16 protein-coding genes are annotated in these 8,888 nt (G+C 57.8%); all 16 read left to right on the top strand.

Annotation, left to right across the window (positions count from 1 at the left end):
* Positions 1-173 precede the first annotated feature (173 nt).
* The 16 genes from rplP to NW856_RS08280 all read left to right on the top strand — a co-directional run bounded on the left by rplP (position 174) and on the right by NW856_RS08280 (position 8,863).
* On the top strand, positions 174-641 hold the full coding sequence (gene rplP / locus NW856_RS08355; protein WP_414399805.1) for a 50S ribosomal protein L16: 468 nt from the start codon (positions 174-176) through the stop codon (positions 639-641).
* Positions 642-654: 13 nt separating this feature from the next.
* Positions 655-876, top strand: a complete 222-nt coding sequence (gene rpmC / locus NW856_RS08350; protein WP_414399804.1) for a 50S ribosomal protein L29 — start codon at positions 655-657, stop codon at positions 874-876.
* Positions 876-1,127 carry a 30S ribosomal protein S17 gene (gene rpsQ / locus NW856_RS08345; RefSeq protein ID WP_011434161.1) on the top strand — a complete coding sequence of 84 codons (252 nt, stop codon included), beginning with the start codon at positions 876-878 and terminating at the stop codon, positions 1,125-1,127. The genes rpmC and rpsQ overlap by 1 nt, the downstream gene beginning before the upstream one ends.
* Positions 1,124-1,492 carry a 50S ribosomal protein L14 gene (gene rplN, locus NW856_RS08340; protein ID WP_011434162.1) on the top strand — a complete coding sequence of 123 codons (369 nt, stop codon included), beginning with the start codon at positions 1,124-1,126 and terminating at the stop codon, positions 1,490-1,492. Before rpsQ ends, rplN begins: the two co-directional genes overlap by 4 nt.
* Complete coding sequence (gene rplX, locus NW856_RS08335) at positions 1,492-1,890, top strand: 50S ribosomal protein L24 (protein ID WP_414399803.1); 399 nt, start codon at positions 1,492-1,494, stop codon at positions 1,888-1,890. Before rplN ends, rplX begins: the two co-directional genes overlap by 1 nt.
* Positions 1,891-1,958: 68 nt before the next feature.
* Positions 1,959-2,501 (top strand): 50S ribosomal protein L5, encoded by a 543-nt coding sequence (rplE, locus tag NW856_RS08330; protein ID WP_414355946.1) that lies wholly within the window; start codon positions 1,959-1,961, stop codon positions 2,499-2,501.
* A 59-nt stretch (positions 2,502-2,560) separates the two neighbouring features.
* Entirely contained in the window at positions 2,561-2,971 is a 411-nt protein-coding gene (rpsH, locus tag NW856_RS08325; RefSeq protein ID WP_011434165.1) for a 30S ribosomal protein S8, read from the top strand.
* A gap of 33 nt (positions 2,972-3,004) precedes the next feature.
* Positions 3,005-3,550: a 50S ribosomal protein L6 gene (gene rplF / locus NW856_RS08320; protein ID WP_011434166.1), complete on the top strand. Its 546-nt coding sequence runs from the start codon at positions 3,005-3,007 to the stop codon at positions 3,548-3,550.
* 31 nt (positions 3,551-3,581) lie between these two features.
* Positions 3,582-3,950: a 50S ribosomal protein L18 gene (gene rplR, locus NW856_RS08315; protein ID WP_414349593.1), complete on the top strand. Its 369-nt coding sequence runs from the start codon at positions 3,582-3,584 to the stop codon at positions 3,948-3,950.
* Between the two features lie 18 nt (positions 3,951-3,968).
* Positions 3,969-4,505 carry a 30S ribosomal protein S5 gene (gene rpsE / locus NW856_RS08310; RefSeq protein ID WP_011434168.1) on the top strand — a complete coding sequence of 179 codons (537 nt, stop codon included), beginning with the start codon at positions 3,969-3,971 and terminating at the stop codon, positions 4,503-4,505.
* A 37-nt stretch (positions 4,506-4,542) separates the two neighbouring features.
* Positions 4,543-4,995 carry a 50S ribosomal protein L15 gene (gene rplO / locus NW856_RS08305; RefSeq protein WP_414399802.1) on the top strand — a complete coding sequence of 151 codons (453 nt, stop codon included), beginning with the start codon at positions 4,543-4,545 and terminating at the stop codon, positions 4,993-4,995.
* Positions 4,996-5,148: 153 nt separating this feature from the next.
* The gene (gene secY / locus NW856_RS08300) at positions 5,149-6,447 is read left to right on the top strand and encodes a preprotein translocase subunit SecY (protein ID WP_011434170.1); all 1,299 of its coding nucleotides are present in this window, start codon (positions 5,149-5,151) and stop codon (positions 6,445-6,447) included.
* A complete protein-coding gene (locus tag NW856_RS08295; RefSeq protein ID WP_414355939.1) occupies positions 6,447-7,028 on the top strand; it encodes an adenylate kinase in 582 nt (193 codons plus the stop codon). The genes secY and NW856_RS08295 overlap by 1 nt, the downstream gene beginning before the upstream one ends.
* A 38-nt stretch (positions 7,029-7,066) precedes the next feature.
* On the top strand, positions 7,067-7,840 hold the full coding sequence (map, locus tag NW856_RS08290; RefSeq protein WP_414344308.1) for a type I methionyl aminopeptidase: 774 nt from the start codon (positions 7,067-7,069) through the stop codon (positions 7,838-7,840).
* Between the two features lie 130 nt (positions 7,841-7,970).
* On the top strand, positions 7,971-8,195 hold the full coding sequence (infA, locus tag NW856_RS08285; RefSeq protein WP_011434173.1) for a translation initiation factor IF-1: 225 nt from the start codon (positions 7,971-7,973) through the stop codon (positions 8,193-8,195).
* A 23-nt stretch (positions 8,196-8,218) separates the two neighbouring features.
* Positions 8,219-8,863: an alpha/beta fold hydrolase gene (locus NW856_RS08280; protein ID WP_414399801.1), complete on the top strand. Its 645-nt coding sequence runs from the start codon at positions 8,219-8,221 to the stop codon at positions 8,861-8,863.
* Positions 8,864-8,888 lie beyond the last annotated feature (25 nt).

Below are 8,888 nucleotides of genomic sequence, written 5' to 3'. Positions count from 1 at the left end.
AGGGGAAGTTCTGCCCGGGCAGGAACGCCACGAACAGAAGTTTCCCCTGCAACAGCCCAAACGTCGGCAGCAGCGGCGGCGGCCCACCTTTGAAGATCGCTCGGCTCAGGAGGCCTGAGGGCCAACACCGGAACGTCCAGGGATCCCTATCGCAGTTGACTTAAGGAACGGCCATGTTAAGCCCCAAACGCACCAAGTACCGCAAGCAACAGCGCGGGCGCATGAAAGGCAAAGCGACCCGTGGCAACCGCATCAACTTTGGGGAATACGGCCTTGTGGCCCTAGAACCCGCCTGGATTACAGCTCGACAGATCGAGGCCAGCCGTCGAGCCATGACCCGCTATGTTCGGCGGGGTGGCCAAATCTGGATTCGCATCTTTCCCGACAAGCCCGTTACTCAGCGAGCTGCTGAAACCCGCATGGGATCCGGCAAAGGCAACCCTGAGTACTGGGTTTGTGTCGTCAAGCCGGGCCGTATCCTCTTCGAAATGGGGGGAGTGGCAGAGCCCATCGCCCGCGAGGCCATGCGCCTTGCCGCCCAGAAGCTACCCATTAAAGTCAAGTTTGTAACCAAAGCCGACTTTGAAAAGCCAGAGCCTGGCCAGGCAACAGTTTCAGAAGTGGCCACCAGCAGCGTATGAGGAGAGTCCAGCTATGCCCATGCCCAAAATCGCCGATGCCCGTGCCCTATCGGATGAAGAGCTGAGCAACGAGATCTACGCCGTCAAGAAAGAGCTGTTTGAGCTGCGCTTGCAGCAGGCCACGCGGCAGTTGAACCAACCCCATCTCATCCGGCTGCGCAAGCACAAGCTGGCGCAACTGTTAACTGTAGAGGCAGAACGCAAGCGGGGCAAACGCCCAACCCAGGAGGAGTAATGGCTGTTCGGGAGAAGATTGGCATTGTGGTCAGCAACAAGATGCAAAAAACGGTGGTTGTTGCCGTAGAAAATCGGGTCGCTCACCCGAAGTACGGCAAAATCGTCGTCAAAACCAAGAAGTTTAAGGCCCACGACGAGGAAAACCGCTGTCAAGAAGGGGATCTGGTGCGCATCACGGAAACCCGTCCCCTCAGCCGCACCAAGCGTTGGCAAGTTGCCGAAATCCTGAGGGAGGTGAAGAAACTATGATTCAGCAGCAAACCATGCTGACGGTGGCCGACAACACAGGCGCCCGCAAAATGATGTGCATTCGCGTGCTGGGCAGCAGTGGCCGTCGCTACGCCAGCTTGGGCGACGTGATCATCGGCGTCGTCAAAGATGCCTTGCCCAACATGCCCGTCAAAAAATCCGATGTTGTCAAGGCCGTTGTTATCCGCACCGTCGATACGGTACGTCGCCCTGACGGCATGTGCATCCGCTTCGACGACAATGCTGCCGTGATCATCAACAATGATGGCAATCCCCGTGGAACTCGCGTTTTCGGCCCTGTAGCCCGTGAGCTGCGGGAGAAAAACTTCACCAAGATCATCTCCCTTGCCCCGGAGGTACTCTGATGGTTCGCTCCCTCAAACCCAGCCAAATTCGGCGCTTAGTTCGGCGACCGGGCATTCGCAAGCACCGCAACAGCCTGCGCTACAAAATGCGTATCAAGCAAGGGGATACCGTGCAGGTGATCTCCGGCGATGACAAAGGCAAAATCGGCGAGGTGCTGCGGGTCTTTCCCGAACGCAACATGGTTTTGGTGGAAGGGGTTAACATTGTTACCTACCACCGCAAACCTCAGCGAGAAGGGGAAAGTGGCCGGATTGAGACCAAGGAAGCCCCCATTCCCGTCTGCAAAGTGATGGCCTATTCCAAGAAGCAGGAAGTGGCCAGCCGCATCGGCTATCAAATCACCGCCGATGGTCGCAAAGTCCGCGTCCTTAAGAAAACAGGCGAGATCCTCGACTAGGCATTACATTCTTTTTTCCATCATTGGTTTGGCTCTGACCCAGCCCAGAGCCGCAAGGAGAAGCCACCATGCCCCAACGTCTGCAAATCCTCTACAACACCGTCATCGTCCCCAAGCTGCAAAAGGAGTTGGGCTACACCAACATCCACCAGGTGCCCCGCCTGGAGAAGATCGTCATCAACCGCGGCTTGGGGGAAGCTTCCCAAAATGCCAAGGCTCTGGAATCTTCCATTGCCGAGATCAGCGCCATCACTGGCCAGCGGCCCGTGATCACCCGCGCCAAGAAGGCAATTGCCAGCTTCAAGATTCGCAAGGGCATGCCTGTCGGCCTGATGGTGACCCTGCGACGGGAGCGCATGTATGCGTTTTTGGATCGCCTGATCAACATTGCTCTGCCCCGTATCCGTGACTTCCGCGGCGTCAGCCCCAAAGCCTTTGATGGACGAGGCAACTACACCCTGGGCATCCGCGAACAACTGATTTTTCCCGAAATCAACTATGACTCTGTAGATCAGTTGCGAGGTATGGATATCTCCATTGTGACCACTGCTAAAACCGACGAAGAGGGCCGTGCCCTGCTCAAAGCGTTTGGCATGCCCTTTGCCTCCTAGGTTGCCCACCCTGACTTTTCTTGATCTGCATCGATCTTCCGAGGAGCACTGACCCACCGATGGCCCACACCAACGACACGATCGCCGATATGCTCACCCGCATTCGCAATGCCACCATGGCTCGGCACGAGTCGGTGGCAGTTCCGGCCACACGCATGACCCGCAGCATCGCTCGCGTTCTTCATGAGGAAGGGTTTGTCAGCGAATGGAAAGAGGAGGGAGAAGGGATCCAAGCCCGGGTGGTGTTGCGATTGAAGTACAAAGGCAAAGGCCGCAACTGCAGGCCCATCATCAATGGTCTAAAGCGGGTGAGCCGACCGGGTCTGCGGGTTTACCGCAACCACAAAGAGCTGCCCCGAGTGCTGGGAGGAATTGGAATTGCCATCATCTCCACCTCCAACGGCATTATGACCGACCGGGAGGCTCGTAAGCAGGGCATTGGCGGCGAAGTCCTCTGCCTTGTCTACTAGACATTAAGTTTTCTCTGGTCAGGAGTTTTTCCCATGTCCCGTATTGGTAGACGCCCCATCGCCCTTCCTGCCAAGGTGGAGATCCAGATCGACGGCCAACACATTGCAGTGAAAGGCCCGAAAGGTCAACTGTCCCGCAGTTTACCGCCCTTGATCACAGTCCAGCAAAACGCTCAGATGCTCACGGTCAGCCGTCTCAACGATTCTCGTCCTGCCCGCCAACTGCACGGCCTCTGCCGCACCTTGGTCGCCAACATGGTAGACGGAGTGTCCAAGGGATTTGAGCGGCGGCTGGAATTGGTGGGCGTGGGCTACCGGGCTGCCATCCAAGGCAGCAAGTTGGTTTTGAACGTTGGCTACAGCCATCCTGTGGAGATCCCCTTTCCCCCCGGCATCCAAATTGCCGTTGAGGGAAACAACATCATTGTTGTCTCAGGCACAGATAAAGAACTAGTGGGCAATACTGCCGCCCGTATCCGAGCCGTCCGGCCTCCGGAGCCCTACAAGGGGAAAGGGATCCGTTATCTAGGGGAACAAGTTCGCCGCAAGGCGGGTAAATCCGGGAAAGCGAAGAAGTAAATAGCCCATTGCGAAAGCGGGACGGAGTCCTATGAAAACCAGCCGCAAAATCACCACCCAACGTCGTCATCGACGCATTCGCCGCAAGGTCTTTGGCACTGCCGAGCGGCCTCGCCTGGCCGTGTTTCGCTCCCATCGACACATCTACGCCCAGGTGATCGACGATGTAGCCCAGCATACCTTAACCTCCGCCTCCACCTTGGACACGGAGCTGCGCGAAAAATTCAAAGAAACCGGGACAGCCACTCAAGAAGCGGCTGCCTTGGTGGGCCGCTCAGTTGCTGAACGAGCCTTACAGATGGGCATTTCCCGCGTGGTTTTCGATCGGGGGGGCAAGCTCTATCACGGGCGCGTTCAGGCTTTGGCAGAAGCTGCCCGAGAAGCAGGGTTACAGTTCTAGCTACTGAGGACATAGCACATGGCTGAGCAGAGGGAACGTCGCAGAAGCAAAAAAAACCGCGAAGAGCAGCCCACGGAGTGGCAAGAGCGGGTCATCCAGATTCGCCGCGTCACCAAGGTGGTCAAGGGCGGCAAGAAGTTGAGCTTCCGCGCTGTGGTGGTGGTCGGCAACGAGCGCGGCCAAGTCGGGGTTGGCGTAGGCAAAGCCAACGATGTGATCGGAGCAGTGCGCAAGGGAGTTGTGGACGGTAAAAAACACCTGATTGAGGTGCCCCTCACCAAAGGTTTGTCCGTACCCCATCCCATGCAGGGGGCAGGCGGCGGTGCCACTGTCTTGGTCATGCCAGCAGCTCCTGGCACAGGAGTCATTGCAGGGGGGGCAGTCCGCACCGTTCTGGAGCTGGCAGGAGTACGCAACAGCTTGGCCAAGCAACTGGGATCCAGCAACCCCCTTAACAATGCCCGTGCTACCATCGATGCGCTGCGGCGGATGCGTACCTTCAAGCAGGTGGCCCAAGACCGAGACATCGATGTGCGCCGCCTACTTGGCAAGTGATGGACAGGTATATCGAGCAAGTGAGCTAGAGGTAGCCATGCGACTGGAAGACATTCGGCCTCAAGCAGGTTCGACGCGGCGGCGGCGGCGCCTAGGTCGTGGCGTCTCTGCTGGACAGGGAGCCTCCTGTGGCAAGGGGATGCGGGGGCAAAAGGCCCGCAAGGGGGGCAGTACACGGCCCGGCTTTGAAGGGGGGCAGACTCCCCTCTACCGGCGTTTGCCCAAGCTTAAGCATTTCCCCCGCTACACGCGGCGTCTGGAATACACCCTGGTCAACCTGCGCGCCTTGGCGGATCTGCCTGCCGGCAGCGAGGTCAGCCTGCAAAGCTTAATGGAACGAGGGATCGTCACCACCAACGATGGCCCGCTGAAGATCTTGGGAGATGGGGAAGTCAGCGTGCCCCTGACGATCAGGGCGGCGGCTATTACCGCTTCAGCCAAAGCCAAGATCGAGGCAGCTGGAGGTCGGGTGGAAATCTTGGGATCCTAGACCGCCCCTTCCCGCTGCTCTGGCCGGCTTCTGTGGGAAGTTGCTGAGTTGCACTTTCTCTGGATTTACTTTGATTTTGCCGACTGCACCACCGGCAGCGTAGAGTGGTAGATAGCTCACCTTACCTTTTGCTCCCGCGAGATTCTCTTCCCTATGGTTGACACACGAGGTTCCGCCCCCTCTGCCCAAGAGACCTTTATGCAGATGGCTATGGCCTCTGGCCTGCGCAGCCGTCTGTTTCTCACCTTGGGCTTGCTGCTGTTGGTCAGACTGGGCATTTACATCCCCATTCCCAGTATCGATCGGGCCCGCTTTGCTGCCGAAGCTGCCAACAGCCCTGTGTTTGGCTTGCTGGATGTCTTCTCCGGCGGGGGGATTTCTGCTTTGGGGATCTTTGCCCTTGGGATCCTGCCCTTCATCAATGCCTCAATTATCATGCAGTTGCTGGTCTCGGCCATTCCAGCCTTGGAGAACCTGCAGAAAAACGAGGGAGAACAGGGGCGGCGGCAGATTTCTCAGTACACCCGCTATGTCACCTTGGTTTGGGCCATCATCCAGGGCATTGGCATTTCCTTTTGGGTGCGGGAGTTTGCCAGTACCACCAATGAGTTGGCCTTCATGGCCTCCACCACCTTGGCTCTGGCGGCAGGATCCCTGTTTGTGATGTGGCTGGGAGAGATGATCACGGAGAAAGGGGTGGGAAGTGGCCCTTCGCTCTTGATCTTCGTCAACATTGTTGCCACTCTGCCCCGTGCCCTCGGACAGACTATTAGCCTGGCCCGTGCCGATAGCAGCACTATCGGTGGCATCTTGCTGTTGCTGGCAATCTTTTTGGTCACCATTGTCGGCATTGTCTTTGTCCAAGAAGGCAGCCGCAAGATCCCGATCGTCTACGCCAAGCGCCAGGTGGGCAACAAGCTGTTCCGCGAGCAGAAAAGCTATCTGCCCCTGAGGCTAAACCAAGGGGGGGTGATGCCGATCATCTTTGCCTACTCGGTGATGTCCCTGCCTTTGGCCTTGGCCCAGTACACCCAAAACCTGACCTTGGTGCAGGTGGCCAACTTCCTATCCCCCACCTCCTGGTTCTACATTCCCTTCTATTTCGTGCTGATCCTCTTCTTCAGCTACTTCTACGCCTCTTTGCTCATCAACCCGGTGGATCTGGCTCAAAACTTGAAGAAGATGGGGGCCAGCATTCCAGGGGTACGCCCGGGCAAGGCCACTGCCGAGTATGTCGAAGGGATCCTCAACCGGCTGACGCTGCTGGGGGCTTTGTTCCTGTGCGCGGTGGCCATCATCCCGACGACGGTGGAACGGGCAACCGGCATCACCACTTTCCAAGGTTTGGGGGCGACCTCGCTGCTGATTTTGGTGGGGGTGGCGATTGAGACCTCCAAGCAGATCCAGACTTATGTCATCTCACAACGCTACGAAGGGATGGTCAAACAGTAGTGCCGAGGTTGATCTTTCTGGGGCCGCCGGGGGCGGGCAAAGGTACACAGGCGGAGCGGCTGGCGGCCATCTACCACACGCCCAAAATTTCCACGGGCGATCTGCTGCGGGCCGAGGTCAAGGCTCAGACACCGCTGGGATGCCAAGCCAAAGCTTACATGGATGCGGGAGAGCTGGTGCCCGACGAGGTGCTGATCGGAATGGTGAAGGGGCAGTTGCAGCAATCTCCAGAGCAGGGCTGGATCCTAGATGGATTTCCTCGCACCTTAGCCCAGGCAGAGGCCTTGGAAGAGCTGCTGCAAGAGCTGGGACAAGATTACGACTACGTCCTCAACTTGGAGGTGCCCGACGAGGTGGTGGTGGCCCGGCTGCTGGCCCGTGGCCAGGAACAGGGGCGCAGCGATGATGCGGATCGGTCAGTAATTCTCAAGCGGCTGGAGGTCTATCGGCAGCAGACGGCTCCCCTGATCGATTTTTATGAGGCCAAGGGGCGCTTGCAACGGGTCAACGGCAACCAGCCGGTGGAATCCGTACAGGAACATCTGCAGGCTCTTTTGGAAGGCTTCAGGAGGACGGCGTGATCAGAGCAGGAGCTGGAAATCCCTCCCAGCGGCGGGGCATGCAGCTTATTGAGATCAAATCTCGCCGCGAAGTGGAGAAAATGCGGCGGGCCGGTCGGGTGGTGGCCCAAGTATTGCAGGAGATCGCGGAGCGCCTAGAGCCGGGCTGGACTACGGCAGATATCGATACCTATGCTGAGAGACGGGTGGCCCAACTCAATGCTTTGCCCAGTTTCAAGGGCTACTACGGCTTTCCCGCCTGCGTTTGTGTCAGTGTCAACCATGAGGTGGTGCACGGGATCCCCAGTCCCCGCAAAGTGGTGCAGCCGGGAGATGTGGTTAAGGTGGATTTTGGCGCCATCGTCGAGGGCTGGCATGCGGACTCCTGTATCACCATCGGCCTGGAACCCCTGAGCGACGCAGCTCGGGATCTGATCGATACTGCGGCCAAAGCCCTGCAGACGGGCATCGACTGTGTGCGCCACGGCGTTTGGCTTCAGGATGTCTCGGGTGCCATTGAAGATTACATCGAGGGGCGGGGCTATTCTGTGGTGAAGCAGTATGTTGGTCACGGGGTGGGGCGCAACCTGCACGAGGAGCCGCAGTTTCCCAACTATCGCACCCGCGATCTGCCCAATCCCAAGCTGCGCTCCGGCATGACAGTGGCCATTGAGCCGATGGTGAATGCGGGGGGAGAGGCAACCCGAGTGTTGCCAGACCAATGGACGGTGGTCACAGTAGATGGCTCTTGGTCAGCTCAGTTTGAGCACACGGTCTTGGTCACCGAGTCTGGAGCAGAAATTTTGACCGATCGCACGCCTTTTCAGTCCTAAGGGATCCCCTGATGAAGGACTGCAACGGTTAGGATAGAAGAGATGGAGTATATTTTCATTTCTTAACAGCGCGTGTCGTCGCGGCTGTGGATTGTTCTGTTGTTTGTTATGTCGTTTTTGGGAGGGCTCATTGTCTAAGGAAGATGCCATTGAAATGGAGGGGGTCGTTACCGAATCCCTGCCCAACGCCATGTTCCGAGTGGATCTGGACAACGGCTTCAACGTGCTCGCTCATATCTCCGGCAAAATTCGCCGCAACTACATCAAGATCTTGCCCGGCGACCGGGTTAAGGTGGAGCTGAGCCCCTATGACCTCAACAAAGGGCGCATCACCTACCGCCTCAAGAAAAAGTAGGTTCCCCAGCCGGGCTGCTGAGCATGAAGGAGCTGAGCCAAGTTCTCAAGACCAGCCTCTGGGCTACAGTCGGCGGCTTGGGTGCTCTAGCCGTTTTCAACGCTTGGATCTCTTCCCAAACTCAGCCTCTGCAGAGCCTGTTGCCGGGAGAGGAAAGGCACCACTTCTGGCGGGGTCATCGCCTGTTTTACAAGGTCATGGGATCCGGCCAGCCGTTGTTGCTGGTGCACGGCATTGGGGCAGGCTCCTCCAGCTATGAGTTTCGTGCCATTATGGCGGAGCTGGGGCAGCACTATCAAGTCTATGCTCTGGATTTGTTGGGGTGGGGCAACTCAGAACGTCCAGATTTGAAGTACACCGGCAGTCTCTACGCCGAGATGATCGGGGATTTTGTCCAGGAGGTGATCGGGCGACCGTGTCACGTCATTGCCAATTCCCTCTCGGCAGGGTTTGTGCTGCGCTCGGCCCGCCTACAGCCCCACCATTGGCAGAAGCTGCTGCTCATCGCCCCTCTGGGAGACAACAGCCTCATCCCCGATGCCCTCGGGATCCCTTTGGCTCAGATTGCCTATGGATTTCTCAGCCTGCCCGTTTTGGGGTTGGCCTTCTACAACGGCATCACCGCCCCCTGGAGTGTACGCTTGTTTACAGAGCAGAGCTTGTTCTGATACATTTACGCTGAACACTGCTGAA

Source organism: Synechococcus sp. R3-13, assembly GCF_047462195.1.
In the GTDB taxonomy this organism is placed as follows: domain Bacteria; phylum Cyanobacteriota; class Cyanobacteriia; order Thermostichales; family Thermostichaceae; genus Thermostichus.
Note: the sequence above shows the minus strand (reverse complement) of the source record. Positions and strands in the feature narration are given on the sequence as shown.

Bases quoted from the DNA above. Each gene is read 5' to 3' on its own strand.
- rplP (WP_414399805.1), top strand. From the start codon at position 174: ATGTTAAGCCCCAAACGCACCAAGTACCGCAAGCAACAGCGCGGGCGC.
- rpmC (WP_414399804.1), top strand. From the start codon at position 655: ATGCCCATGCCCAAAATCGCCGATGCCCGTGCCCTATCGGATGAAGAG.
- rpsQ (WP_011434161.1), top strand. From the start codon at position 876: ATGGCTGTTCGGGAGAAGATTGGCATTGTGGTCAGCAACAAGATGCAA.
- rplN (WP_011434162.1), top strand. From the start codon at position 1,124: ATGATTCAGCAGCAAACCATGCTGACGGTGGCCGACAACACAGGCGCC.
- rplX (WP_414399803.1), top strand. From the start codon at position 1,492: ATGGTTCGCTCCCTCAAACCCAGCCAAATTCGGCGCTTAGTTCGGCGA.
- rplE (WP_414355946.1), top strand. From the start codon at position 1,959: ATGCCCCAACGTCTGCAAATCCTCTACAACACCGTCATCGTCCCCAAG.
- rpsH (WP_011434165.1), top strand. From the start codon at position 2,561: ATGGCCCACACCAACGACACGATCGCCGATATGCTCACCCGCATTCGC.
- rplF (WP_011434166.1), top strand. From the start codon at position 3,005: ATGTCCCGTATTGGTAGACGCCCCATCGCCCTTCCTGCCAAGGTGGAG.
- rplR (WP_414349593.1), top strand. From the start codon at position 3,582: ATGAAAACCAGCCGCAAAATCACCACCCAACGTCGTCATCGACGCATT.
- rpsE (WP_011434168.1), top strand. From the start codon at position 3,969: ATGGCTGAGCAGAGGGAACGTCGCAGAAGCAAAAAAAACCGCGAAGAG.
- rplO (WP_414399802.1), top strand. From the start codon at position 4,543: ATGCGACTGGAAGACATTCGGCCTCAAGCAGGTTCGACGCGGCGGCGG.
- secY (WP_011434170.1), top strand. From the start codon at position 5,149: ATGGTTGACACACGAGGTTCCGCCCCCTCTGCCCAAGAGACCTTTATG.
- map (WP_414344308.1), top strand. From the start codon at position 7,067: ATGCAGCTTATTGAGATCAAATCTCGCCGCGAAGTGGAGAAAATGCGG.
- NW856_RS08280 (WP_414399801.1), top strand. From the start codon at position 8,219: ATGAAGGAGCTGAGCCAAGTTCTCAAGACCAGCCTCTGGGCTACAGTC.